This is a genomic window from Thalassotalea sp. PLHSN55, assembly GCF_052030545.1.
Taxonomy (GTDB): Bacteria; Pseudomonadota; Gammaproteobacteria; order Enterobacterales; family Alteromonadaceae; genus CANMXU01.
Map to the genome: position 1 here is coordinate 76,222 of NZ_JBPDIH010000013.1, position 26,279 is coordinate 102,500.

General features: G+C 38.5%; 23 protein-coding genes. 9 read left to right on the forward strand and 14 right to left on the reverse strand.

Translation table 11 applies throughout. The features are described 5' to 3' along the window. Positions 1-48 precede the first annotated feature (48 nt). From atpB to rpmH, 12 genes are all read right to left on the reverse strand, one after another. Positions 49-819: a F0F1 ATP synthase subunit A gene (atpB, locus tag ACRRSQ_RS19115; protein ID WP_440877379.1), complete on the reverse strand. Its 771-nt coding sequence runs from the start codon at positions 817-819 to the stop codon at positions 49-51. 24 nt (positions 820-843) lie between these two features. Next, entirely contained in the window at positions 844-1,236 is a 393-nt protein-coding gene (locus ACRRSQ_RS19120) for an ATP synthase subunit I (protein ID WP_440877380.1), read from the reverse strand. A gap of 303 nt (positions 1,237-1,539) precedes the next feature. Then, positions 1,540-2,427: a ParB/RepB/Spo0J family partition protein gene (locus ACRRSQ_RS19125; protein WP_440877381.1), complete on the reverse strand. Its 888-nt coding sequence runs from the start codon at positions 2,425-2,427 to the stop codon at positions 1,540-1,542. Positions 2,428-2,441: 14 nt separating this feature from the next. Then, positions 2,442-3,236 carry a ParA family protein gene (locus ACRRSQ_RS19130; protein ID WP_440877382.1) on the reverse strand — a complete coding sequence of 265 codons (795 nt, stop codon included), beginning with the start codon at positions 3,234-3,236 and terminating at the stop codon, positions 2,442-2,444. Positions 3,237-3,262: 26 nt separating this feature from the next. Next, complete coding sequence (gene rsmG / locus ACRRSQ_RS19135) at positions 3,263-3,889, reverse strand: 16S rRNA (guanine(527)-N(7))-methyltransferase RsmG (RefSeq protein ID WP_440877383.1); 627 nt, start codon at positions 3,887-3,889, stop codon at positions 3,263-3,265. A gap of 18 nt (positions 3,890-3,907) precedes the next feature. Continuing rightward, positions 3,908-5,797: a tRNA uridine-5-carboxymethylaminomethyl(34) synthesis enzyme MnmG gene (gene mnmG, locus ACRRSQ_RS19140; RefSeq protein WP_440877384.1), complete on the reverse strand. Its 1,890-nt coding sequence runs from the start codon at positions 5,795-5,797 to the stop codon at positions 3,908-3,910. Positions 5,798-6,248: 451 nt separating this feature from the next. Beyond that, positions 6,249-6,692, reverse strand: a complete 444-nt coding sequence (locus tag ACRRSQ_RS19145; protein WP_440877385.1) for a flavodoxin domain-containing protein — start codon at positions 6,690-6,692, stop codon at positions 6,249-6,251. Between the two features lie 93 nt (positions 6,693-6,785). Further along, positions 6,786-8,171 carry a tRNA uridine-5-carboxymethylaminomethyl(34) synthesis GTPase MnmE gene (mnmE, locus tag ACRRSQ_RS19150; protein WP_440877386.1) on the reverse strand — a complete coding sequence of 462 codons (1,386 nt, stop codon included), beginning with the start codon at positions 8,169-8,171 and terminating at the stop codon, positions 6,786-6,788. Positions 8,172-8,314: 143 nt separating this feature from the next. Next, positions 8,315-9,943, reverse strand: coding sequence for a membrane protein insertase YidC (gene yidC, locus ACRRSQ_RS19155; RefSeq protein WP_440877387.1), 1,629 nt, complete (start codon positions 9,941-9,943; stop codon positions 8,315-8,317). A 5-nt stretch (positions 9,944-9,948) separates the two neighbouring features. Then, entirely contained in the window at positions 9,949-10,197 is a 249-nt protein-coding gene (gene yidD, locus ACRRSQ_RS19160; RefSeq protein ID WP_440877388.1) for a membrane protein insertion efficiency factor YidD, read from the reverse strand. After that, a complete protein-coding gene (gene rnpA, locus ACRRSQ_RS19165; RefSeq protein ID WP_440877389.1) occupies positions 10,164-10,520 on the reverse strand; it encodes a ribonuclease P protein component in 357 nt (118 codons plus the stop codon). The genes yidD and rnpA overlap by 34 nt, the downstream gene beginning before the upstream one ends. 38 nt (positions 10,521-10,558) lie before the next feature. Beyond that, complete coding sequence (gene rpmH / locus ACRRSQ_RS19170; protein ID WP_033080930.1) at positions 10,559-10,693, reverse strand: 50S ribosomal protein L34; 135 nt, start codon at positions 10,691-10,693, stop codon at positions 10,559-10,561. 473 nt (positions 10,694-11,166) lie between these two features. On the opposite strand from rpmH, the gene dnaA reads away from it, so the two are divergent. The 6 genes from dnaA to glyS all read left to right on the forward strand — a co-directional run bounded on the left by dnaA (position 11,167) and on the right by glyS (position 20,416). Further along, a complete protein-coding gene (dnaA, locus tag ACRRSQ_RS19175) occupies positions 11,167-12,528 on the forward strand; it encodes a chromosomal replication initiator protein DnaA (RefSeq protein ID WP_440877390.1) in 1,362 nt (453 codons plus the stop codon). A 37-nt stretch (positions 12,529-12,565) separates the two neighbouring features. Then, entirely contained in the window at positions 12,566-13,669 is a 1,104-nt protein-coding gene (gene dnaN, locus ACRRSQ_RS19180; protein WP_440877391.1) for a DNA polymerase III subunit beta, read from the forward strand. 8 nt (positions 13,670-13,677) lie between these two features. Beyond that, positions 13,678-14,766: a DNA replication/repair protein RecF gene (recF, locus tag ACRRSQ_RS19185; protein WP_440877392.1), complete on the forward strand. Its 1,089-nt coding sequence runs from the start codon at positions 13,678-13,680 to the stop codon at positions 14,764-14,766. Between the two features lie 10 nt (positions 14,767-14,776). Continuing rightward, positions 14,777-17,218, forward strand: coding sequence for a DNA topoisomerase (ATP-hydrolyzing) subunit B (gene gyrB, locus ACRRSQ_RS19190; RefSeq protein WP_440877393.1), 2,442 nt, complete (start codon positions 14,777-14,779; stop codon positions 17,216-17,218). Between the two features lie 205 nt (positions 17,219-17,423). Further along, positions 17,424-18,350, forward strand: coding sequence for a glycine--tRNA ligase subunit alpha (gene glyQ, locus ACRRSQ_RS19195; protein WP_440877394.1), 927 nt, complete (start codon positions 17,424-17,426; stop codon positions 18,348-18,350). After that, positions 18,350-20,416 carry a glycine--tRNA ligase subunit beta gene (glyS, locus tag ACRRSQ_RS19200; RefSeq protein WP_440877395.1) on the forward strand — a complete coding sequence of 689 codons (2,067 nt, stop codon included), beginning with the start codon at positions 18,350-18,352 and terminating at the stop codon, positions 20,414-20,416. The genes glyQ and glyS overlap by 1 nt, the downstream gene beginning before the upstream one ends. A 79-nt stretch (positions 20,417-20,495) precedes the next feature. Here glyS and ACRRSQ_RS19205 read toward each other — a convergent pair whose 3' ends face one another. Continuing rightward, on the reverse strand, positions 20,496-21,464 hold the full coding sequence (locus ACRRSQ_RS19205) for a porin (RefSeq protein ID WP_440877396.1): 969 nt from the start codon (positions 21,462-21,464) through the stop codon (positions 20,496-20,498). Between the two features lie 180 nt (positions 21,465-21,644). Next, a complete protein-coding gene (gene tusA, locus ACRRSQ_RS19210; protein ID WP_440877397.1) occupies positions 21,645-21,893 on the reverse strand; it encodes a sulfurtransferase TusA in 249 nt (82 codons plus the stop codon). 428 nt (positions 21,894-22,321) lie between these two features. On the opposite strand from tusA, the gene ACRRSQ_RS19215 reads away from it, so the two are divergent. The 3 genes from ACRRSQ_RS19215 to ACRRSQ_RS19225 all read left to right on the forward strand — a co-directional run bounded on the left by ACRRSQ_RS19215 (position 22,322) and on the right by ACRRSQ_RS19225 (position 26,276). Continuing rightward, positions 22,322-24,232 (forward strand): transglycosylase SLT domain-containing protein, encoded by a 1,911-nt coding sequence (locus tag ACRRSQ_RS19215; RefSeq protein ID WP_440877398.1) that lies wholly within the window; start codon positions 22,322-22,324, stop codon positions 24,230-24,232. A 106-nt stretch (positions 24,233-24,338) separates the two neighbouring features. Next, positions 24,339-25,658, forward strand: coding sequence for a Xaa-Pro dipeptidase (pepQ, locus tag ACRRSQ_RS19220; RefSeq protein ID WP_440877399.1), 1,320 nt, complete (start codon positions 24,339-24,341; stop codon positions 25,656-25,658). Continuing rightward, positions 25,659-26,276 (forward strand): YigZ family protein, encoded by a 618-nt coding sequence (locus ACRRSQ_RS19225; protein WP_440877400.1) that lies wholly within the window; start codon positions 25,659-25,661, stop codon positions 26,274-26,276. The last annotated feature ends 3 nt before the right edge of the window (positions 26,277-26,279 follow it).

Sequence of the window (26,279 nt, forward strand, 5' to 3'; positions counted from 1 at the left end):
ATCTCCGATTATTTAAAGTTATAAAGTTAAAAATTTAAGGTTAAAAAATTAATGATCTTCGTGAGCGAGACTCAAATATAGAATCGTTAGCATCATAAAGATAAACGCTTGTAATGGGATAACCAGCAAGTGGAACGCTGCCCATAAAAAGTGTACTGGCAACTGGAATAAACCAATTGTCGCAATCAGTAAGAATATCAACTCACCTGCATATAAGTTACCGAACAAACGTAAGGCAAGTGACAACGGACGAGCTAATAAGGTAACCATTTCAAGAATAAAGTTAACTGGGTATAAAGACCAGTGACCGAAAGGCTGTGTGGTAAGTTCTTTAATGAAACCGCCAATGCCTTTAACTTTAATTGAATAGTAAATAATAAGAATAAATACACCTAACGCTAGTGCGAAAGTCATATTTGGATCGGTTGTTGGTACAGCTTTCATGTAGTCAACACCCATTAATGAGAAGATTTTAGGAATTAAATCAACCGGTACCCAATCCATTGCGTTCATTAGTAATACCCATACAAAAATGGTTAACGCTAATGGTGCGATTACTGGGTTATTGCCATGGAAAGTACTTTTGACACTATCATCAACAAACTCGACGATCATCTCAACTGCACATTGCAATTTACCTGGAACACCCGTTTCTGCTTTTTTCGCCACAGAACGGAAAATGGTTAAAAAGACTAAGCCTAAAAATATTGACCATCCTAGCGTATCTATGTGTAAAGCCCAAAAGCCTTCGCCCACAGTCAGATTATGCAAGTGATGTTTAATATATTCTTGGCTGGTTAATTCAGCACCTGAAGCCATATTAATTATCCTAATGATTAAAGTTTAAATTTTTATAAAAAATGGTGTTAATAACGGCAATGCCATTACCAAGCAAAACATTCCAAAAAATGGCAGTGGCACTATGACTAAAAACTTAAATGCCAAGGCAAATAATAGTGCGGCTAACGCCATTTTTAATTTTACGCCGCTAAAAAAGGACTCAACCACTAATTTAGACGACTTAGCCCCTGCATATTTAAATGCTTTATAGGCAAATACAATATTGGGGATTATACCAATAGCGCCACCAGCCAATGCTGAAACCGCGTAGGTTAACCCCCAACAAAAATACGTTACTAATACACATATGCTTACGACGGAAATAGAGAAACCTATTTGGTAATAGGCAAACTTTCTACCGGTTTTTGTTAATGGGTTACTGGTTAAAAAATTCACCCTAAACTCCAACGAAAGTTTTCGTAATACACATGCTTTATTTAAAGTAAAAACTTCAATATCAAAAAGTCAGCGCAAGTATACTGATTTATGTCACTAATGCAACAAAATAGGGCACTGGTCGCGCCAATATAATACGAAAGTTTGCGACATTTATTACCAATTTACCGAGTGGTTAGGCAGTCTATGATATTAAATTTATTTTAGTTATTTTTATTATGCATTTGTAGAAAAAAAACAGAATGCTAAAGATTCAATATTATCGGCGGCTAATTGAAAAATAACCGCCTTATAAATCAAAGCTTAAAAAGAATTAAAACGAGATACTATACCGTCAAGTTCATCAAGGTTAGTGTATGAGATCACCAATTTTCCTTTACCTTTTTTGTTATGACTTATGGTGACTTGCGAGCCAAACTTTTCTGATAAATTTTGTTCTAGTACTTTAGTATTAGGGTCAACTTCTTTAACTTTTTTCTCTTGCTCAGGTTCTTGAACTTTTTTAATTAACGCTTCGGTTTCACGCACGGTTAATTCTTTAGCAGCAACAATACGCGCCGTGGTATTTTGCAAGTCATCTTCAAGTGCTAACAGGGCACGCGCATGGCCCATTTCAATATCGCCATGCTCAAGCAAGGTTTTCACTTCATCGTTTAAATTATTTAACCGTAATAGGTTGGTTACCGTTGTTCTTGATTTACCTACTGCTTGTGCCACTTCTTGATGAGTTAATTCAAATTCTGTTAATAAACGATCTAGTGCAATGGCTTCTTCCATGGCATTTAAGTCTTCACGTTGAATATTTTCAATTAAGGCGATGGCAACGGCAGCTTCGTCAGGTACGTTTTTAACTAAACAAGGAACGGTATCAATTTCCGCTATTTGCGCAGCACGCCAACGGCGTTCACCGGCAATGATTTCAAAACGTCCATTTTCAATACTGCGAACAACAATTGGCTGAATAATGCCTTGTGAGCGAATCGAATTTGATAAATCTTCTAACGCGTCAGCCGACATATCTTTACGTGGCTGGTATTTGCCCGGTTCAAGCAAGTCGATAGGTAAGTTTTGTAACTCGCTTTGTGAGTCTGCAGTTGCTTCTTGTGCTGTGTCATTTGTTGGTGCTGATGGAGCAGAAGTTAATAAGGCATCAAGACCTCGACCTAACCCTCTTTTTTTAGACGGACTCATAATATTCCTTGCGCTTACTCAGTAATTTTCTGTTTAGATGGGGTTTGCTCGCTACGACGTAATATTTCACCGGCTAACGCTAAATACGCTTTGGCGCCTGTAGATGATTTGTCGTAATACATGGCCGGAGCGCCAAAACTAGGAGCTTCTGCCAAACGAACATTTCTTGGAATGACTGTTCGATAGACTTTATCACCAAAATGACGTTTTAATTGTTCTGATACATCGTTAGCCAACCTATTTCGCGGATCGTACATGGTACGTAAAATACCTTCAATATGTAGATCGCTATTCACTACCGACGTTAGTTTAGAAATGGTATCCATTAATGCGGTTAATCCTTCAAGCGCATAATATTCACACTGCATTGGCACTAAGACAGAATCTGCAGCGGTCATTGCATTCACTGTTAACATGTTTAGTGACGGCGGGCAGTCAATAATAATAAAGTCGTATTTATTTTTAACCGGTGCTAAGGCTGTTTTTAACCGTTGTTCGCGAGCAAAAACTTCCATTAATTTAATTTCGGCAGCGGTTACATCGGTATTGGCAGCGATAAGGTCATAAATACCCGAAGTTTCTTTGCAAACAACCTCGTCAAATGGCTTTTCTTCAATCAGTAATTCATAACAAGTGCCATGAACTTCATATTTGTCGATGCCACTGCCCATGGTTGCATTGCCTTGTGGATCTAAATCAATCAGCAATATTTTTCGTTTGGTTGCTGCCAATGATGCAGCTAGATTAACCGAAGTGGTGGTTTTACCGACACCACCTTTTTGATTTGCAACCGCAATGATTTTTCCCACAATAACCTCTAATGCTATTATTTTTATTAGACTTTTTTCAATTCAATTAAGTGGCGTTCACCAGCTAATTGAGGCACTGAAATTTCATAACTTGTCACCAGTTTAATATTTTCTGGCAAGAGTGCAATTTCATCTTGAGGATATTGGCCTTTTAATGCAAAAAAACGGCCTTGTTCGTTCGAAATTAAGTGTTGGCACCAAGTAACCATATCATTTAACGAAGCAAAAGCACGACTTAATACTCCATCAAACGGTTGTTCTGGTTGATATTTTTCTACGCGAGATAATACCGGTGTTACATTTTTTAGTTTTAATTGAAAAACTACTTGGCGTAAAAAGGTAATGCGCTTGCCTAAACTGTCTAACAAGACAAAATCGAGCTCAGGAAATAAAATCGCCAAGGGAATGCCCGGTAAACCTGGACCCGTTCCAACATCAATAAAGTGTTGACCTTCAAGTACCTTACCTACCATTAGGCTGTCCATAATATGTTTAACTAACATATCTTTAGGTTCACGAACAGAAGTAAGATTATACGCTTTGTTCCACTTATTCAGCATTTCAACATACTGAATAAGTAGCGCTATTTGCTCATCGGTCACTGATAAATCAGCGTCTTGAATTAAAGATTCAAGTTGAGTTTGTAAGGTCATTAATTGTATCGTCGTGGTTTAAGCCGACTTTCTAAGTAAGCCGTGTTTTTTCAAGTAAACCAATAATAACGAAATTGCGGCAGGAGTAATACCAGAAATACGTGATGCTTTACCAATTGTTTCAGGTTTAGCTTCTGTTAGCTTAGCAACAACTTCGTTAGATAAACCTGAAATTTGATCATAAGCAAAGCTTGCAGGGATCAAAGTGTCTTCATGGCGTTTCTTTTTGGCGATATCTTCTAGCTGTCGTTCAATATAACCGGCGTATTTGGTTTGAATTTCAATTTGTTCAGACGCTTGTTGATCGTTTAAAGCTGGGCCAAAACCTTCAATTTTCATTAAATCATCGTAACGAACTTCTGGGCGACGTAGCAGATCTTCTAAACTATTCTCTTTATTCACTGGATTTTTCAATAAAGCATTGAGTTGATCAATATTCTGATGATCCTTTTGAATCCAGGTTGATTTTAAACGCTGACGTTCAAGTTCAACATTTTCCATTTTTTCATTAAAACGCTGCCAACGGGCATCATCAACTAAGCCTAGCTTGCGGCCTTGCTCGGTTAAACGAATATCAGCGTTATCTTCACGAAGCAGTAAACGATATTCGGCGCGAGAAGTAAACATACGGTACGGTTCTTTAGTACCTAAGGTAGCAAGATCGTCGATCAATACGCCCATGTAAGCTTGGTCACGGCCAAGAATTAACTCATCTTTGCCTTGTACACGTGCAGCGGCATTAGTGGCTGCAATTAGGCCCTGAGCACCTGCTTCTTCATAACCTGTGGTACCGTTGATTTGACCAGCAAAGTACAAGTTGTTGATAAATTTGCTTTCTAAGGTTTGTTTAAGATCGCGCGGATCGAAATAATCGTATTCAATCGCATAACCTGGGCGTGTTATATGTGCATTTTCAAAGCCTTTGATCGAACGCACTAGATCCATTTGTACATCAAACGGCAGACTGGTTGAAATGCCATTTGGATAAACTTCATGGGTGGTTAAACCCTCTGGTTCAACAAATATTTGGTGGCTAGCTTTATCTGCAAAACGATTAATTTTATCTTCAATTGACGGGCAGTAGCGCGGGCCAATGCCCTCGATAACGCCAGTATACATTGGCGATCTATCTAAACCACGTTTAATAATTTCATGCGTATTTTCATTGGTATGCGTGATGTAACAAGGAATTTGTTCCGGATGATCATCTTGTGAACCTAGGAATGAAAACACCGGTCGATCTTTATCGCCTGGTTGTGGTTCCATTACAGAAAAATCAAGTGTTCTTGCATCTAATCTTGGTGGAGTACCAGTTTTAAGACGATCCATTCTAAACGGAAGATCACGTAAACTTTTTGCTAAATTATTTGACGCAGGATCACCGGCTCGACCACCTTGATAGTTATTTAAACCAATGTGTATCTGGCCTGCAAGGAAAGTACCTACGGTGAGTACTACGGTTTGGCCTTTGAACTTTAAGCCCATTTGTGTTGAAACACCAACGACTTGATCATTTTCTAAAATAAGATCGTCACAAGGTTGTTGGAAAATGGTTAAATTCTCTTGGTTTTCAAGAAAACTTCTGACATAGGCCTTGTACAAAGCACGATCCGCTTGAACACGTGTTGCTCGAACAGCAGGACCTTTACTGGCATTTAAAGTTTTAAATTGAATACCTGAATGATCAATCGCAGTGGCCATTAAACCACCGAGTGCATCGATCTCTTTCACTAAGTGACCTTTGCCAATACCACCGATGGCAGGGTTGCACGACATTTGGCCTAAGGTGTCGATGTTATGAGTTAACAATAACGTTTTACAGCCCATGCGCGCAGACGCCAACGCAGCTTCTGTGCCTGCATGACCTCCGCCAACAACGATAACTTCAAACGAATCTTGATACCACATAACTTAAAAACCTTTGTAAAAAATAAGAGTTAAATTTTGACGATTTATTTAGAAAACTATTTTTCGTTAAAATTTAAAGGGGGCGTATTTTAACGTGTTTTTATCATCAGGGAAACGATCAAATTGAGAAAAAGATCTTAAGTGCGATCGTTAAATAATATTAAAGATCTATTTAAAGATCTTATTGTTATTACTTACTAGTAAACTCCTTTTCTGTGGATAAGCCATATTTATCCTTATATTTTAAAGTATTACTTGATCTATTAACTTGTGATCAAACATTGATCAACTATCATATAAGCTTTGATCAAAAGGGCTATTTATCCACAAGGATTAAAAATGTTTTTTATGTGCACGGAATAATAACCGAAAATTAATAGTTTTTACCCAGAGTTATTCACAATGCTTATTTATTTATTACCTATCTGTGAATAACTTATGGGTAAGTACTTTATAAATGATCGCTATTTTCTTCGATCCAGTTAGCTGCAACTTCTTCTGGATCTATATCTTGACTCATGTCGATCGTCTTTAAAGGTAATATTTTATTGCAACCTTTTGATAATAGTAGTTTTTCAATATTTTTAGCGGCTTTGCAAAAGGTATCGTAGCTAGTGTCGCCTGTTCCGATCACTAAGGTTTTAACTGAGGATAGATCTTGATCGTTATTTTCAAGATCTGCAGCAAATTGCTGAAAATTGTCTGGGTAGTCACCTGCACCATGTGTTGAGGTACAAATGAGCCAAGTTTGATTGTTGCGGTTTATTTGCTCAAAAACAGGTGGTAAATGTAGCTCTACTTGATGGCCTAGCGCCAATAATTGTTGTTCACACGCTTCAGCGACATACTCTGTTCCGCCTAACATGCTGCCAACAATGATCTGAAATGATGACATTGATACTCCTAATCTCTATTTTTTGTGCTGATCATTGCCTTAAAAAGGGGGAAAATAATCAGCAATGTGACTGTTGAAATGATCGTTTGTTGGTTACTTACCAATGCAAAAAGACGAAAAGATCTCACCAAGTAGATCGTCGTTGGTAAACTCACCGGTAATTTGATTGAGCTCTTCTTGGCAAAGTCGTAACTCTTCAGCCAATATTTCACCCGCGACATAGCTTTCAAGTTGTTCTAAGCCGGTTTTTAGATGATGCTCTGCATTGCTTAATGCGGTTAAATGGCGCCTTCTTGCCATAAAACCACCTTCGTTGCTACCTTGATAGCCCATAATTGTTTTAAGGTGCTCTTTCAACGCGCTGATGCCTTCGCCTGTAGCTGCAGATAACGTAATGGTTGCTTGACCTTGTTCTTCTGTAAACCCTGTTTTAGCTTGGCTAATGTCAGCTTTGTTTTTAATCACAGTTAGCGGAATATTATCAGGCAGTTTTTCAAAAAACTCTGGTAGCAGGGCACGTATATCCTGTTGTTGGGCATTGGATGAGTCTTGCATTAGCAATACACGATCCGCTTGGTTGATTTCTTGCCAAGCGCGTTCAATACCAATTTGCTCCACTTTGTCTGCACTGTCTCGAAGGCCAGCTGTGTCGATAATGTGCAGCGGCATGCCGTCGATATGTATTTGCTCTGACAATACATCACGTGTTGTGCCTTCAATATCTGTGACTATCGCGCTTTCTTTACCACTTAACGCGTTTAGTAGGCTTGATTTACCGGCGTTTGGACGACCGGCAATAACAACCCGCATGCCTTCTCGAATAATACTCCCTTGCTGAGCTTTTTCTCGAACATCAGCTACCTGTGTAATAATGTCTTTTAGGCTTGTTAGGATCTTTTCATCAGCGAGAAAGTCGATCTCTTCTTCAGGAAAATCAATTGCAGCTTCAACATACATGCGTAAGTGAATGGTTTTATCGACAATATTATTGACCAACTTTGAAAAGTCACCTTGCAGTGAGTGCAGGGCGCAACGAGCGGCTTGTTCTGAGCTTGAGTTAATTAAATCGGCAATTGCTTCGGCTTGGGTTAAATCGAGCTTGTCGTTTAAAAAAGCCTGTTCACTAAATTCGCCAGGATTTGCCATACGCACTTTAGGCAGTGCTAAGATCTCTTTAAGTAGCATGTCTAAGATCACTGGACCGCCGTGGCCTTGAAGCTCTAATACGTCTTCGCCAGTAAACGAGTTAGGACCTTTGAAATAAAGTGCAATGCCTTGGTCTAATGGCTGTTGTTTACTATCGAGAAAAGGTAAGTATTCAGCACTTCTTACTTTTGGCACTTTGCCCAATATTTTCTCGGCAATATTTTTTACTTCAGGACCTGAAACCCTAATGATACCCACGCCTCCACGACCCGGTGCAGTGGCTTGTGCGGTGATAGTTTCTTTTTCACCAGAAAATACGTTGTGCTCTGTCATTTATCGACTCATTAAGTAGAAAGTAATTAGCTATTGTCGATATTATAAACTTTTATCTGTAGTTGGTTTTAAATTTTTTGCGAAAAAAAAGCGACTATAAAGTCGCTTTTTGTTATTGAACTAATGACAAGTCATATCAAAAGTTAGTTTTGTTTTGCTTTTTCAATACCAGCAAAAATAATCTTCATTTGAATAATTGAGATCACGTTACTGATGAACCAGTAAAGCACTAAGCCTGACGGGAACCAAGCCATGAATACTGAAAATACCACTGGCATGTATTGCATGATCTTTTGTTGCATTGGATCTTGAATGGTCATTGGCTGCATTTTTTGCATCACAAACATACTGATCCCCATAAAGATAGGTAATACAAAGTATGGGTCCATTGCTGATAAATCTTGGATCCAGAAGAAGAACGGTGCATGACGTAATTCAACACTTTCTAAAAATACCCAATAAAGTGCTAAGAAAATTGGCATTTGAAGTAAAAGAGGTAAACAACCGCCAGCTGGGTTAACTTTCTCTTTACGGTACATGTCCATAGTCGCTTGCGACATTTTCTGACGGTCGTCGCCATAACGCTCTTTTAGCTGTGCCATTTTAGGCGCTAACTCACGCATTTTAGCCATAGAGGTGTATTGCGCTTTAGTTAGTGGGTACATCGCACCTTTAACGATTAAGGTGATGATAATAATTGCTACACCCCAGTTACTCACTAGCGATTGAATTTGTAGAAGTAACCAAAACAATGGTTTAGAGATCATCCACAAGAAACCGTAATCTATCGTTAAACCTAGGTTCTCAGCAATATCATCTAATACATACTGATCTTTAGGACCGACATAGAAAATGCCCGAAGCGGTTGCTTGAGTATTAGGTTCAATAGTTAACATTGGTGCTTTATAACCAATAGTTGCTTCTTGATTATTAGCGTTGTAAAGCGTGTAGATTTGGTTATTGTCAGCTTTATTAGGTACCCAAGCCGAAACAAAATAATGTTCTAACATTGCAACCCAGCCACCTTGGGTTGTTACATTAAGCTTTTTATCTTGAATGTCGTCAAAGTCGTATTTTTCGTAACGATCTTCAGTTGTTGAATAAGCTGTGCCACGGTATGTAGGCATAAATGCTGAGCCACCTTCAACAATTGTAGATTGTTTTAGCTGTGCGTACATTTGCACACTTGCAACAGTAGGTGTGTTGTTGTTGATAATATAATCAACCTTTACGCTGTAGTCGCTTTTAGTGAAAGTGAAGCGTTTAGTAACGCTTAAACCATCTTCAGTGACAAACTCTAAATCAACAACTAATGGCGTATCACCTTCTTGTTGATAAGATTTAGCTGAAGTTGAATATATTGGGCGACCCGGAATAACGCGGTCAATACCTTGTGCACCAGTTAAACCACTTTGTGCAATATATTTGTTATGGCCATTTTGCATAATGGTAAATGGAATGCCATTACCTTGCTCTGTATCGAACTGGTGTAATTTAGCATCAACAATGTCACCACCACGGGTATTAATCTTTACTGATAATACGTCAGTTTCAACGCTTATTAGCCCTGCGCTTGCAGCGGTTGTTTGCGTTGCAGGCATATTTCCAGCAGAAGACTCTGGTACGAAATCACCGTTTGAATCAATAGCTGTTGAAGTTTGAGCTTGGGTTGGTTGCTCAAGAATTGGGGCGTTTTCTTTTTGCCATTGCGTAAATAACAAATATGTTACAACCATTAGCGCAATAAAAAGCAAACTGCGTTGGGATTCCATAAAATTTATTTCTCTTTATTTGAAGGTGGCACGGGATCATATCCTCCCGCATTCAGTGGGTGGCATTTTAGTATACGTTTGCTTGCTAACCAACAACCTTTTATCACACCAAAGCGATTTATTGCTTCTATGGTATAAGTTGAACAGGTTGGATCGAATCGACAATTGTTGCCAAGCAGAGGGCTGATAAAGCGTTGGTAGCTTTTTACTAGACCAATTACTAGCTTTTGTGGCGTTGAATTATTTTTCGCCATATTTTTTCTAATTGTTGATTAATCGCTTTGTTTTCGAGTTTATCTGTACCAGACTTTACCATTACCACCATATCTATATGGGGTAGGTTATGTTGATTTAAACGAAAACTTTCTCGTATTTGTCGTTTAATACGATTTCTTTGCACAGCTAATTTAACTCGTTTTTTAGCAATAGCTAAACCTAAACGAGGTTTATTAGAGTCATTGTGAGTAATGAGGATGGTGATGTGGCTAGAGCCAAAACGAACAGGTTTAGAAAAGACTGTTTGAAATTGACCGGGAGTCAGCAAACGCGAATCCCGGTTAAATTCTAATGTAACCATTTGGCTACCTTATTTCTTAAAAGAAGACTTAAAAGAAATTATGCGCTTAAGCTAGCACGACCTTTAGCACGACGACGAGCAATTACTGCACGACCGTTTTTAGTTGCCATACGAGCACGAAAACCGTGGTTACGTTTACGCTTTAATACACTAGGTTGAAATGTTCTTTTCATTACGTTTAATCCGTCTGTTGTTGTTGCCCTGGCAAACAGCCGTAATGAGCACACTGGGTATAAAAATGAGCGCAAATTCTATATAAGCTAAAGATGAATGTCAACGTTTTATCTCTATCTATTTAATTAAGATCGTAGAGGATCGTTGCGATCACTAAAATATCCACAGTTTTATAACAATTGCCAACACGAACGGATCAAAATGGCAATATTTTTGTCATTCTAAAAACGTATAACGAATTTATTTTAGAATTATTTCAGTCTATAAATTAATTTAAAAGCCTTATATTCAGTAGATTAAAAACTATCTGATAAATTTTTTCATAAATTCGATTTGTCAATATTGCACTTGTGGATAACTAGATAGATAATAGTGCTCGATAAAAATAAAATTTACCTATAATGTCGTCTAATTAATTTTTTCACTGACTGGTGTATAAATTTAGACACCTGTAGTCTTTAGGAGACTTTGGTTGGATCATTCTCTTTGGCAACGTTGCCTTTCTGTTCTTCAAGAAGAATTACCTGCACAACAATTTAGTATGTGGATCCGCCCACTACAATGTGTTGTTGAAGACAATATCATGACTTTGTACGCACCTAATCGTTTTGTTCTTGATTGGGTAAGAGATAAATACGTTAATCGCATTAACGAACTTGTTTCAATGCATGACACCAATAATCCGCCATTATTACGTTTCGATGTTGGTAGTAAACCGTTAGCGGCAGTTCAAACAGAAGACAATCAAGCCGTTGCACCAATTGCCGCAACTATTACCCAAAAGGTTGCTGCGCCAGAATCTAATTTACCTAAAACGACGAACGTGCGCGTTAAATATACTTTTGACAATTTTGTTGAAGGTAAATCAAACCAGTTAGCCCGAGCTGCAGCATCACAAGTTGCCGATAATCCTGGTACGGCTTATAACCCATTATTTATTTATGGTGGCACTGGTTTAGGTAAAACCCATTTACTTCACGCTGTGGGTAATGGCATTTTGCTTAACAACCCAAAAGCTAAGATTGCTTATATGCATTCTGAGCGTTTTGTGCAAGATATGGTGCGAGCGCTGCAAAATAATGCCATAGAGAAATTTAAACAGTATTACCGCTCAGTTGATGCGTTATTAATTGATGATATTCAGTTTTTTGCTAAAAAAGAGCGTACTCAAGAAGAATTTTTCCATACTTTCAATGCATTACTTGAAGGTAATCAGCAAATTATTCTTACCAGTGATCGCTATCCGAAAGAAATTGACGGTGTTGAAGACCGCTTAAAATCTCGTTTTGGTTGGGGCTTAACAATTGCCATAGAACCGCCTGAACTAGAAACTCGCGTTGCTATTTTGAAGCGCAAAGCTCAAGAGAGTCAGATTAACTTAGCTGATGAAGTTGCATTTTTTATTGCTAAACGATTACGTTCGAATGTTCGTGAATTAGAAGGGGCATTAAATCGTGTTATTGCAAATGCTAACTTCACGGGTCGAGCAATAACAATCGATTTTGTGCGCGAAGCATTACGAGACTTGCTCGCGCTACAAGATAAATTAGTCACAATAGATAATATTCAACGCACTGTTGCTGAATATTACAAAATTAAAGTCGCTGACTTACTTTCTAAACGAAGAAATCGATCTGTTGCTAGACCTAGACAAATAGCAATGGCATTATCTAAAGAATTAACGAATCATAGTTTACCTGAAATAGGTGAAGCGTTTGGTGGTAGAGACCATACAACAGTGCTACATGCGTGTCGCAAAGTTAAGGCGCTTCGAGAAGAAACACATGACATTAAAGAAGATTACTCCAATCTAATAAGAACACTATCTTCTTAAAATAAATATTTAAAACAAAGGCTTACGGGAAATTAGAATGAAATTTTCATTGAATAGGGAATCTCTATTAAAACCTTTATTATTGGTTTCTGGTGCGGTAGAACGTAAAAGTACGTTACCTATCTTAAGTAATATACTGTTTGAAGTAAGTGGGCAGTCACTTACGCTAACAGCTACAGATCTTGAGCTTGAAATGGTTGCCTACGCGCAAGTAGATAATCATGGTGAAGACGGAAAAATTACTATTCCAGCGCGTAAGTTGTTAGATATTTGTAAAAGTTTACCAGACCAATCGGTATTAACATTTAGTTCAGAAAACGACATTATTAAAATCAGTACTGGCCGAAGCAAGTACTCGTTGTCGACATTGCCAGCCACCGATTTTCCTAATATTGAACAGTGGAAAGGTGACGTCGAATTTAAACTGTTAAAGTCAGAGTTGTTACGCTTAATTGAAAGCACTCACTTTTCAATGGCGAACCAAGACGTACGTTATTATTTAAACGGTATGTCTATCGAGAGTGAAAACAATGAAATACGCTCAGTAGCAACAGATGGTCACCGATTAGCTATTTGTAAAATTGGAAATGAGTCGTTAGCACTTCCTGCACGCCAAGTTATTGTGCCAAGAAAAGGGATCTTGGAAATAATCCGTTTATTAGATCCCGTCGACGATGAAGTACAAGTATTTCTTGGCTCGAATCATATTCGTATTATTGATACTGAATTTTCATTTACTAGTAAATTGGTTGATGGTCGTTTCCCTGATTACCGTCGTGTTTTACCGCGTAATGGTGATAAGGTGTTAGAGACAAATAAAGATCAACTTAAGCAAGTTTTGTCTCGCGCATCTATTTTGTCGAACGAAAAGTTTAAAGGTGTTCGTTTAAACTTCTCTAAAACAGAATTGAAAATTACTGCTAATAATCCTGAGCAAGAACAAGCAGAAGAAATTATCGAAATTGATTTTCCCTATGAAGATGTCGAAATTGGTTTCAATGTAAGTTATGTCTTAGATGTTCTAAATGCTTTGAAAGATCAAGTGGTTAAATTCACTTTATCAGATGCAAATAGCAGTGTGGTAATTGAAGGTGCGGAATCTGGCGAAGCTATTTATGTAGTTATGCCTATGCGCTTGTAAACTAGTTTATGAGTATTGCTAAGTTAGTTTTAGTCAATTTTAGAAATTTAGAACAGGGTACAACTAACTTACATCCAAAAATTAATTTTTTTGTTGGTGATAATGGTAGTGGTAAAAGTAGTTTATTAGAGGCAATTTTTTATCTTGGCCATGGTAAATCATTTCGTACCACAAAAGCAGACAGTTTGGTTTGTCATCACCAAAGCAGTTTTGTAATTAGCATAAAAGACGATAAAGAAAATCAGTTAGGGATAAGTCGAGATTTTGTCACGAATGAAGTTTCGATAAAAATTAACGGTCAAAGACATAATCGCTTATCTGAATTAGCAAAAAGCATTGCAGTTCAAATAGTAACACCAGAGAGTTTTAAGCTATTTTTTGGTGGTCCAAAAGAGCGTAGGCGATTTGTTGATTTAGGATTGTTTCACGTGGAACATGAATTTTCTGAACAATGGAAAATATTTTCACGAATACTTAAACAAAGAAATGCTTGTTTAAGATCGCAGTCTAAAGGCGATAATTTAAATTACTGGACGCAAGCTTTTTGTCAGCAGGCAACAGTAATAGCAGAGTTTAGAAAAAAGTATATTGAAACGCTCACCCAAGAATTAGATATTTGGTTAAAAGAGTTGCTTCCTAATATTGAGGATAATATTCAGGTTCAATATCAACAAGGATGGACACAAAAAAAAGATCTCGTTGACGTGCTTAGTGATAATTTAGCACGAGAATATAAGATGGGGTTTAGCCTTTATGGACCACAAAAGTTTGATATAAAATTTTTGATTGAGGGCATACCACTAGAAAATAAGCTGTCTCGAGGACAACAAAAGTTGTTTTTACTGGCATTAACTTTAGCGCAAACAAAGCTAATCGAAAAAGTTAAGCAAGTAAAACCAATTTTATTAATTGATGATATTGGTGCAGAGTTAGATATTAACTCTCGTCGTTTATTAGCTAATGCAATAAACAGACTCGATTGCCAGGTTATGATTACTGCAATTGAAAAAAGTGTGTTGGATGTTCTAGTACCAACCGATAATAATTTTAATATGTTTCACGTGGAACATGGCAAACTATCAGCAATAAGTGAATAGGCTAAAAGCTATGACAGTAGAAAATGAATATGATTCGTCGAGTATTAAGGTTCTAAAAGGCCTTGATGCAGTAAGAAAAAGACCTGGTATGTACATTGGTGATACCGATGATGGCACTGGTTTGCATCATATGGTTTTTGAGGTACTCGATAACTCAATCGATGAAGCTTTAGCAGGGCATTGTAGTGATATTATTGTAAAAATTCACCTAGATGGTTCTGTATCTGTTAAGGATGATGGACGTGGTATTCCGACAGAAATTCATCCTGAAGAAGGTGTGTCAGCAGCCGAAGTTATTATGACCGTACTTCATGCCGGTGGTAAATTTGGTGGTGAAGACTCTGGCTATAAAGTATCAGGTGGTTTGCACGGTGTTGGTATTTCAGTAGTTAATGCCTTAAGTAGCAAACTTAAGCTGAATATTCGCCGTGAAGGTAAGCTATACGAACAGTTTTATAAAATGGGTGAGCCTGAAGCGCCACTCGCTGTTGTAGGCGATAGTGAAAAAACTGGTACTGAAGTACGTTTCTGGCCAAGCGAAGAAACATTTTCTGATACCTTGTTTCACTATGACTTACTAGTAAAACGTATTCGTGAACTATCATTCCTAAACTCTGGCGTATCAATTAAATTAATTGATGAACGTGAAGAAGGTAAAGAAGACCACTTTAAATTTGATGGTGGTATTCAAGCATTTGTTGATTATCTAAATACCAACAAAACGCCAGTAAATGAAGAAATTTTTTACTTCGACTTAACTCGCGATGATGGCATTGTGGTTGAAGTGGCAATGCAATGGAATGATGGTTTCCAAGAGAATATTCATTGTTTTACCAATAATATTCCACAGAAAGATGGTGGAACACATTTAAGTGGTTTTAGAACAGCACTCACCAGAACGCTAAATAGCTATATGGTGAAAGAAGGTTTAAATAAAACCAAAAAAGGTGGTGGTGAAACTAACGCCTCAGGTGATGATGCGCGTGAAGGTTTAACTGCTGTTATTTCAGTGAAAGTACCTGATCCAAAGTTTTCTTCGCAAACGAAAGATAAACTAGTTTCTTCTGAGGTTAAAACCGCAGTTGAACAAGCCATGGGCGAAAAACTAGGTGAATACTTACTAGAGAAACCATCGGTAGCTAGAACGATTATTATGAAGATCGTTGATGCCGCTCGTGCCCGTGAAGCGGCGCGTAAAGCACGTGAAATGACACGCCGTAAAGGCGCATTAGACATTGCTGGATTACCGGGCAAATTAGCAGATTGTCAGGAAAAAGATCCGGCACTTTCTGAACTATATATTGTGGAGGGTGACTCTGCGGGTGGTTCAGCTAAGCAGGGTCGTAACCGTAAAAACCAAGCCATTTTGCCACTTAAAGGTAAAATTCTTAACGTAGAAAAAGCGCGCTTTGACAAAATGATTTCTTCACAAGAAGTCGGTACGCTAATTACTGCGCTTGGTTGTGGTATTGGTCGTGATGAATACGACCCAGAAAAATTGCGTTACCACAATATCATTATCATGACCGATGCGGATGTTGATGGTTCTCACATCAGAACCTTATTATTGACATTCTTCTATCGTCAAATGCCTGAAATTATGGAACGCGGTCACATTTATATTGCACAACCGCCTTTATATAAAGTGAAAAAAGGTAAGCAAGAGCGCTACATTAAAGATGACGATACTTTAACTGAGTACTTAACGACGTTAGCGTTAGAAAATGCAGAACTTCATGTGAATGAATCAGCACCGGCAATTTCAGGTGTTGCATTAGAATCGTTAGTGAATAAGTTCCGTCAAACGCATGAAACGATTAAGCGTTTATCACGTCAGATCCCTGCTGATATTTTAGAAAAAATGATCTACAGCAAAAACATTGCCAAGAGCGATTTTTCAGATAAAGACAAAGTAGATGCTTGGACCAAAGACTTAATTACTCAATTAGAAAACCAAGACGGAAATGGTTCTATTTACACAGTAGAAGTGAAACAAGACCAAGAACGTAATGTTTACTACCCAAGCTTTAATGTACGTAAACATGGTATTGATACCGTTTACAACTGTAGTTACGAGTTTATTGAATCAAATGAATTTGTCAAAATTCTAGATCTAAACGACGCTATTAATGGTTTGATTGAAGAAGGCGGTTACATTAAGCGTGGTGAAAAAGTTAAGCCAGTATCTGACTTTGAAGAAGCACTAAACTGGTTAATGGCTGAATCAAAACGTGGTCAGTACATTCAACGTTATAAAGGGTTAGGCGAGATGAACCCTGATCAATTATGGGAAACCACCATGGACCCAGAAACACGTAGAATGCTACAGGTGACCATTGAAGATGCTATTGCTGCGGATCAACTGTTTAATACCTTAATGGGTGATCACGTTGAGCCACGTAGAAACTTCATTGAAGAAAATGCGCTGAAAGTATCTAACTTAGATATCTAGTTGTAATCAGTCATAGAAAATAAATGCCCGATCATCAAATCGGGCATTTTTCGGTTAAAAAGCCAGTGAAAATAAATCTCACTGGCTTAATTGAAAAATAATTTGTAAATAATATTCGTGTTCAATCAGCTTGCACTAGGTGAAATAAGCGCCAGCAGCTATAATTGGACAAATTTTTAAATCAGAAATTAATTAACGGAAACTCATGAGTACCTTTAATATTAAAACCTTTCAGGGGCTGATCCTTCAGTTGCAAGACTATTGGTCAAGACAAGGTTGTGTCATCATTCAGCCATTAGATTTGGAAGTTGGGGCAGGCACATTTCACCCAATGACCTTTTTAAGAGCCATTGGTCCAGAACCAATGAGCAGTGCTTATGTGCAACCATGTCGTCGTCCAACTGATGGTCGTTATGGGGAAAATCCAAACAGACTTCAACATTACTACCAATTCCAAGTAATGTTGAAGCCGTCGCCTAAGAATATTCAAGAGTTGTACTTAAACTCATTAAAAGAATTAGGCATTGATCCGTTAGTGCATGACATTCGTTTTGTTGAAGACAACTGGGAATCACCAACATTAGGTGCGTGGGGCTTAGGTTGGGAAATTTGGTTGAACGGTATGGAAATTACCCAGTTCACTTATTTCCAGCAAGTAGGTGGCTTAGAGTGTGCACCAGTGACCGGTGAAATCACTTATGGTTTAGAGCGCCTAGCTATGTACATTCAAAATGTTGATAGCATTTACGACCTTGTTTGGACAGACGGCCCAATGGGTAAAGTATTATACGGTGATGTTTTCCATCAAAACGAAGTAGAGCAGTCTGCGTATAACTTTGAACATGCTGATGTTGATGCATTATTTGCTCAGTTTGACCAGTGTGAAAAAGAGAGCCAAAAATTAATTGAAGCAGGTTTAGCCTTACCAGCTTACGAGCAAGTAATGAAAGCCTCTCATGCCTTTAACTTACTTGATGCACGCCATGCTATTTCAGTTACCGAACGCCAGCGTTATATCTTACGTGTGAGAACATTATCAAAAGCATGTGCAGAAGCTTATTACGCTACGCGTGAAGAATTAGGTTTCCCTTTATGCAAAAACCAAGCAGCAACTCAACAGGGAGAATCATAATGACTACCGATACTCTGTTAATTGAATTAGGCACAGAAGAATTGCCACCAGCATCGTTAAAAACGTTAGCGGTAACTTTTTATGACCAGATTAAAAGCCAATTAGATGCTGCCGATCTAGCGTATCAAGACATTACTTGGTTTGCGACGCCACGTCGTTTAGCAATTAAAGTAATTGCTCTACAAGCATGTCAGCAAGACAAGGTTGTTGAAAAACGTGGTCCTGCAGTAAATGTTGCCTTTGACGAAAATGGCGAGCCGAGTCGCGCAGCACAAGGTTGGGCAAAGTCTAATGGCATTACTGTTGAACAAGCACAACGCTTAACAACGGATAAAGGCGAATGGTTATTACATAAAGCCACGGTTGCTGGTAAAACTGTTGCTGAACTTATTCCTGATATGGTCAAGGTTGCGGTAAATAAATTACCTATTCCTAAGCCAATGCGTTGGGGCGCAGGGCGTACTCAGTTTATTCGCCCAGTGCATACACTAACCTTATTATTTGGTGAGCAATTAATTGCTGGTGAAGTATTAAGTGTTAAATCTAATGTTTCTAGCCAAGGTCATCGCTTCCATCATCACGGTTTAGTTACCCTAACACATGCTGATAACTACGAAGCCCAGCTAAAAGAAGCGTTTGTTATGGTTGATTACCATGCGCGCCAAAGTTTAATTAGTGAGCAAATTGAGCAAGCCGCTAAAGCACTAAATGGTGAAGCCTTAGTTGACCAAGCACTACTTGATGAAGTTACTGCTTTAGTTGAATGGCCGGTAGTATTAGTGGGTAGCTTTGATGAAGAGTTCTTACAAGTGCCAGCAGAGCCATTAATTTATTCAATGAAAGATCACCAGAAGTACTTCCCAGTACAGGATGCTAAAGGTAACTTGTTGAATCAATTCATTTTTGTTACTAATATTGAAAGCAAAGACCCAAGCCAAGTGATCAAGGGTAATGAAAAAGTGATTCGCCCTCGCTTAGCTGATGCAGAATTTTTCTTTAAAACTGATAAAAAACAAACACTTGAAAATAGGTTGGCAAGTTTAGAAAGCGTATTGTTCCAAAAGCAGTTAGGTACGTTAAAAGAAAAGTCTGTACGTATTGCTAACTTAAGCTCGTTTATTGCTGCCAAGCTTGAGGAAAATGTTGAACACGCACACCGCGCCGGTTTGTTATGTAAAACAGACCTAATGTCTGACATGGTATTAGAATTTCCACAAGTGCAAGGTACTATGGGGAAATACTACGCACAGCACGATGGCGAGCCAGAAGCTGTTGCTCAAGCATTAGAAGATCAATATCGTCCACGTTTTTCAGGTGACAGTTTGCCACAAGGCAATATTGGCTGTGCAGTCGCAATAGCCGATAAAGTGGATACCTTAGTCGGCATTTTTGGCATTAACCAACCGCCAAAAGGTGATAAAGACCCATTTGCACTACGCCGTGCTGCAATCGGTATTATCCGTATCATTATCGAAAAAGGTTTAGCGTTAGATATAGCAGAAATTGTGCAGCAAGCGATTGATTCATACGCTGATAAATTAAGTAACGATAATACCTTAGCTGATGTTATTGCCTTTGTTATGGGGCGTTTCCGTGCTTATTACCAAGAGCAAGATATTGCTGTTGATATTATTCAAGCGGTATTAGCTAAGTCGCCAACAGCGCCACTTGATTTTGAAAAGCGCATTAAAGCGGTAAGCCACTTTAGAGCACTTGAAGAAGCGAGCGCATTAGCTGCAGCAAACAAACGTGTAGGTAATATTCTTGCCAAGTTTAAAGGCGAATTATTTAGCGAGTTTAATGTTGAATTAGCCACTGAAGATGCTGAAAAAGCATTAGCGCAAGCGTTTACTGAAGTAAATTCGACCGTAGCCCCGTTATTAGCGGCAAAAGATTATCAACAAGCCTTAACAGAGTTAGCGCTGCTTAAAGCGCCAATTGATAACTTCTTTGATAGCGTTATGGTAATGGCAGACGACGAACAAGTGAAAACTAACCGTTTAACCTTGTTAAATGAAATAAGAAATAGCTTCTTTGCGATTGCTGACATTTCAGTACTTCAATAAAGCCACGCTTTAAATAACAAAAAAGGAAGGCATTGCCTTCCTTTTTTTTCGCTGCAAAGTTAAGCAAAACTTAGCTTACTTAGAATTTGTATTTTACACCAAGGCTAATAGTGTCGTGCTTGCTATCTTTTTGGTACTGAGCTGTTTCGACAAAAAGGGCCACATGTTTGTCTAAATTATAACTGGCACTGGCTAGGTATAAACTTTCATCTTTTTCGATGCCGTCTAGATCACGTCTAATTTGTGAGCCAACTTTAAGCGTAATATCATTAAGTTCGTATTGAGCTGAAAGGGCGATAGTTCGGTTATCACCATTTAACTCATCATCAATATGTTCAACTAAACCGGCAATATAAAGGTTATTTAACTGGTAATTAGAAGCAACAGCATAACGAGTTAACTGTTCGGTGATATCGGAGCCTCGATAGCTTTCATCGACAGCTACACGGTTAAATACCAGATTAAAGTTACCTTGGTTATAAAGCGCTCGTAAAACAAAAATATCGACATTTTGATCGTTAGTTACTTTAGGTGTTAATACCGCGGTTTTAAACTGTAAGCCATGCCACTTAGGGGTAATGTAGGCAAATTCGTTATTAGCATGATGTCCTTGATCGAATAAATGCGCATTACTGGTTTCACGCATATTATTGATATCAAAAATATCGACTTTGGCATAAACATCTTTATAAGTACCTGATGTGCCACTGCCGATGAAAATGCCACCGTAGTTGTCGTTAAATACTAAAACATTGGCATCGTAAAGGTTAAATTCATAGTTTGGGTATTCACCTGGTGTTGATTCAACCGTCATGTCTTCACCGTATTCACCTTCAAGTTGAAAGCTTATTTTGGTATCAGAAATTTTATGATTACCGATCACGCCAATACGGGCTGAGTGAATTTCCGCTTGAAAGTCTTGCGTATCGGTTTGGTTTGCATGACCGATCACTTGACCATGGACATCAAGGTTTGGCTCGTCTTGAGCTTGTGAAATAGGTGCAATAAGACCAAGGGCTAATAATGCCGTTATTGAGTATTGTTTCATGTTTGAATTATCTATTGAGGCGTTTACAGTGAAAAACGCATTAAAAGTTCGTGCTAATACTAGCTAACTATGAAACGGCAAAAGTTTGAATTTGTGATCTTGTGTTGGATAACTGTTTACTTGGGCGGCTGTGAGCCCTGAATTTTACATAAACTTTACAGAGGCTTAGGTTTTAGTCGCTTAGCTAAGTTTACGTATTAAATAGTAGTAAGGTTTGGTATCGGTTTGGCTTGCAACAAGCTCGTGATCCATGAATCGACAAAAGCTTGGAATATCGCGCGTGGTTGACGGGTCATCAGCTAATACTAATAAGGTTTGTTCTATTAACAATTTACGGATGGTTTTTCTCACCATCATTACCGGCTCAGGACACCTTAAACCGATAGTGTCGAGTTGCTGATCTGCTTGTTCAAAAATCGATAAGTCCATAAAAGTAAATAACCAGAAAAAGTTGTCGCTATTGTAGGGCGCTAGCCAAGTTTATCAATATGAAATTGTAATTTTAACTAGGGTTTGTTGATCTTTTGAAGTTAAATTTTGTTCAAAGTAAACGTTTTTATTCAAGACGTGAACAACGATGAAGAAATAGCGTTTAGTTGAACCCCAAGGGCAGCGTTTCTAGCCATTTAACCATCATTATTGCACTTTCATGTGGAATAACTACATTGCAATCGCAATACTTTATCTAAATACCGATAAACTGCTGCAAAAATAAACAGGAAAGATCAACAGAGCCTAATAAAGGTAAATATTTTGAAAAAGTCAGAAAAGTTGGCCTTAACCGCTAGTAACTGGGGGAGCGAGTTGCTAAGTTATCTTTATTACAACTGTTCTTCATTATGACGTTGAGTAAATTGATGCTATCAAAATTTTCCCGAGCAAGCTGCTTCTTATTTTCCCTACTTTTTTGTGTGCAAGTATTTGCTGCCAATCAAACCAATATTCGCAAAACCTTCTTATCTGCTGAGAAAAAACTGTGGCAAGCAAGTTCGAGTGAATATCAAAATCTTTATAAGCAGCTTCATTATTACCCGTTGCAGCCTTATCTTGATCAACAAAGATTACTGCACAAAATGTCGGTGAAAAATGCCGGTGAAATTGACACGTTTTTAGCTAAATATAAAGGCACACCATTAGACTGGCCATTGAGAAAAAAGTGGCTCAACTATCTGGTAAAAAGAAATAATAAAACACTTTTTATTAAAGCCTTTCGTCCTACCAGTAGTGCGGAGCTGACTTGTCATTATTACCGCTATCAATTAAGTTTTGGGGCGGACAAAAATACAATTTTGCCTAAAGTAACCAAACTATGGTTGGCAGGAAAGTCCCAACCGAAAGCGTGTGATCCGCTATTTAAACTGTGGCGTGAGTCGGGCTACTTAACTTATGATATTGTTTGGCAACGCATCAGGCTTGCAGCAGATGGTGGCGACCATACCTTACTACGTTACCTTGGCACGTTATTACCGCAAAACGAGCAATATTTAGCGAGTTTATGGAAAAGTGTAAGAGTTAATCCTAGCTATATTGTTAAAACAACGCGTTTCCCAAATAAGTCAGACAAAGAAAGTGAAATTATCACCTATGGCTTAAAACGGCTCATTTGGCGCAAGCCTGATTTAGCGATAAAAACCTACGACAACATCGTCAGCCAACAGCGCATTGATCAAGCACAACAGAAAAAAGTTACCGCTGCCTTTGCCATTGCCTTGGCTAGTAAAAATCATGATCAGGCACAAAGCTGGCTTCATCAAGTCGATAACACGTTAGTTGATAAAAATATTGGCCAATGGCGCATTGCCCATGTGCTTAGAAATAACGACTGGCAAGCGATTAAAGCTGAACTGTTACTTTTCCCACAAACCTTGCAAACACGATTGCAGTGGCAGTATTGGTATGGGCGTAGCTTAATTGAAACGGGGGAAACAGCAGCTGGTACGGCGCTATTAACTAAGTTAGCAGATAACCGCCATTATTACGGCTTTCTAGCGGCTAGCCATATGCAGCAAGCGATGAACTATCAGCACAAACCTGTGCTTATTACCGAACAAGAAAAAATTGCCGTGTTAAGGTTTCCATCGGCGAAACGTGCATTTGAATTATTTCATTTAGGCCGATTTAGTCAGGCGCGCAAAGAATGGAATTACTGGTTAACGAAACTTGATGATCGACAAAAACTGGTCGCCTCGCGTATTGCTTATGAAAATCAATGGTACGACAGAGCGATATTTGCACTTTCCGCTGTCGGTTATCTTAATGATGTAGAGCTTCGTTTTCCGTTAGCGTTTGATGAAGATATTCAAAACTACTCAAGTAACTACAATATTAATCCCGCTTGGGCATTTGCCATTGCCCGCCGGGAAAGTTCTTTTATGAGTGATGCAAATTCACCTGCAGGGGCAAGAGGGTTAATGCAAGTTATGCCCAAAACAGCAGTGCAACTTAAAAAAGCAAAGTTGCCGAGAAAGTACTTATTTGACGCACAAAATAATATTGACCTTGGTACTAAGTACCTTAAAGAACTGCTAGAGAAATTCGATGGCAACAGTGTCTTAGCAACGGCCTCTTACAATGCAGGACCTTATCGCGTATCGCGTTGGTTAGAAGGGGCAGAGGTGTTGCCGGCTGACATGTGGATAGAAACTATCCCTTATAAAGAAACCCGCGAGTACGTAAAAAGCGTGATGGCCTATAAACAAATATATCAGGTAAAAGTCGGCCAAGAGGAAACGGTGTTTGATCAGTTAATTAAGACTACAATAAAGTAAGTGACAAAAAATAGTTACACAGTCAGATCAAAGCATTAATGGCGTAAGCTGCATTAAAAAACAGTGCTATGTTAAGATGAATAAAAATTTACAGGGTGATGATCAAATGACAACATTAACTACGCTATATCCTGCACATATTGCTGAATTACAACAACGCGCGAGCATGGCACTGAGCCGTGAAAACCTAGACACTATTGTCATTCATTCCGGCCAAGATATTCGTGTATTTTTAGATGATCACAATTATCCATTTAAAGTAAATCCACATTTTAAATATTGGTTGCCGGTTGTTGATGTACCTAATAGCTGGCTAATCATCAATGGCGCTGATAAACCGACACTTATTTATTATCAACCAGTTGATTTTTGGCATAAAGTTGTTGAACTAGGTAATGATTATTGGCAAGAGTTTTTTGATATTAAAATTCTAACCAAAGCGACAGATGTCGATAAGTTACTACCGTATGATAAAAAAGGTTGTGCCTATATTGGTGGTCATATTGAAGTGGCGCAAGCGCTTGGTTTTGAAACGATTAATCCTGAAGGTTTATTAAATTATTTACATTACCATCGTGGTTATAAAACCCCTTATGAGCAAATGTGTATGCGCGAGTCTAATCGCATTGCGGTTAATGGGCACAAAGCTGCTAAAGATGCATTTTTAGAAGGTTGCTCTGAATTTGAAATTCAACAAGCGTATTTGCAAGCAACTGAGCATACCGCTAACGATACGCCTTACGGTAATATCGTTGCACTCAATGAGAACGCCTCGATTCTTCACTACACCCATTTAGATCGCAGCGTGCCACAAGCACACCGTTCATTTTTACTGGATGCGGGCGCAAACTTTAACGGTTATGCCGCTGATATTACCCGTACGTATTCTTTTAAGCGCGATCGGTTTGCCGAATTAATCGCCCGTATGGATCAGTTAATGTTAGCGTCAGTTGATGGTTTAAAACCTGGTGCAAGCTATGTAGATTTACATATTGCGACTTATCGCGAAATTGGCCAAGTACTTAACGAGTTTGAATTTATCAAGGTCGATGCCGATACCGCATGTGATGCTGGCATTATTTCAACCTTTTTCCCACATGGGTTAGGGCATCACCTTGGTTTGCAAACACATGATGTTGGTGGTTTTATGGCGGATGAAAGAGGTACGCATGTTAACGCACCTGAACAACACCCGTTTTTAAGAACGTCACGCATAATTGAAGCCAATCAAATTTTTACTATTGAACCTGGTTTGTATTTTATCGATTCATTACTGGCAGAGCTTAAAGCTTCAAAGCATAGTGATATGGTTAACTGGCAAAATGTTGATCAAATGCGTCCGTATGGCGGCATACGTATCGAAGACAACATTATTGTTCATCAATCACATAATGAAAATATGACTCGTGATCTCGAACTAAAATAAGTGAGCAAACCTTACCTAATTGCGGCTGATGAACTCGTTGATGAAACGATTGTCAGCCGTAGTCGATTTATTTGTTATTTGTTTCCATGCCAGTCACTCGAGCAGGCAAAACAGCAGCTAAAGTCTATTCAATCACTTCATCCTCAGGCGTCACACCATTGCCACGCTTTTGTTGCCGGTAAAGCTGATGATAGTCAAAAGTATGGCTTTTCAGATGATGGCGAACCGTCGGGTACCGCAGGAAAACCTATGCTAATTGCCTTGCAAGGCAGTAATATTGGTCAGGTTTGTGCCATCGTTGTGCGTTATTTTGGTGGTACTAAATTAGGCACGGGTGGATTACAGCGTGCTTATGGCGGCAGTGTACGACAAGCGCTGACTAAACTAAAAACAATCACCAAAGTCCCTATGGTCAATAAAACACTGGTTTGCCAATATACTCAAATTAATGATGTTTTATATGTGATCGAGCAAGCAGAGGGCGAAATAATTGAGCAAAATTACGCCGAACAGGTTAATTTAGTGATAGCATTACCTATTAGTAACCAAGATATTGTTGAACAACAATTAAAAACCTTGTCTTGTGGGCAGATAAAACTCAATAAATGTCAAAAGTGATGC

Coding starts and splice junctions, on each gene's coding strand:
- pepQ (WP_440877399.1), top strand. CDS start 24,339: ATGACAACATTAACTACGCTATATCCTGCACATATTGCTGAATTACAA.
- rpmH (WP_033080930.1), bottom strand. CDS start 10,693: ATGAAAAGAACATTTCAACCTAGTGTATTAAAGCGTAAACGTAACCAC.
- recF (WP_440877392.1), top strand. CDS start 13,678: ATGAGTATTGCTAAGTTAGTTTTAGTCAATTTTAGAAATTTAGAACAG.
- atpB (WP_440877379.1), bottom strand. CDS start 819: ATGGCTTCAGGTGCTGAATTAACCAGCCAAGAATATATTAAACATCAC.
- dnaN (WP_440877391.1), top strand. CDS start 12,566: ATGAAATTTTCATTGAATAGGGAATCTCTATTAAAACCTTTATTATTG.
- rnpA (WP_440877389.1), bottom strand. CDS start 10,520: ATGGTTACATTAGAATTTAACCGGGATTCGCGTTTGCTGACTCCCGGT.
- glyS (WP_440877395.1), top strand. CDS start 18,350: ATGACTACCGATACTCTGTTAATTGAATTAGGCACAGAAGAATTGCCA.
- ACRRSQ_RS19205 (WP_440877396.1), bottom strand. CDS start 21,464: ATGAAACAATACTCAATAACGGCATTATTAGCCCTTGGTCTTATTGCA.
- mnmE (WP_440877386.1), bottom strand. CDS start 8,171: ATGACAGAGCACAACGTATTTTCTGGTGAAAAAGAAACTATCACCGCA.
- rsmG (WP_440877383.1), bottom strand. CDS start 3,889: ATGACCTTACAAACTCAACTTGAATCTTTAATTCAAGACGCTGATTTA.
- yidC (WP_440877387.1), bottom strand. CDS start 9,943: ATGGAATCCCAACGCAGTTTGCTTTTTATTGCGCTAATGGTTGTAACA.
- ACRRSQ_RS19145 (WP_440877385.1), bottom strand. CDS start 6,692: ATGTCATCATTTCAGATCATTGTTGGCAGCATGTTAGGCGGAACAGAG.
- gyrB (WP_440877393.1), top strand. CDS start 14,777: ATGACAGTAGAAAATGAATATGATTCGTCGAGTATTAAGGTTCTAAAA.
- ACRRSQ_RS19215 (WP_440877398.1), top strand. CDS start 22,322: ATGCTATCAAAATTTTCCCGAGCAAGCTGCTTCTTATTTTCCCTACTT.
- yidD (WP_440877388.1), bottom strand. CDS start 10,197: ATGGCGAAAAATAATTCAACGCCACAAAAGCTAGTAATTGGTCTAGTA.
- glyQ (WP_440877394.1), top strand. CDS start 17,424: ATGAGTACCTTTAATATTAAAACCTTTCAGGGGCTGATCCTTCAGTTG.
- mnmG (WP_440877384.1), bottom strand. CDS start 5,797: ATGTGGTATCAAGATTCGTTTGAAGTTATCGTTGTTGGCGGAGGTCAT.
- tusA (WP_440877397.1), bottom strand. CDS start 21,893: ATGGACTTATCGATTTTTGAACAAGCAGATCAGCAACTCGACACTATC.
- ACRRSQ_RS19125 (WP_440877381.1), bottom strand. CDS start 2,427: ATGAGTCCGTCTAAAAAAAGAGGGTTAGGTCGAGGTCTTGATGCCTTA.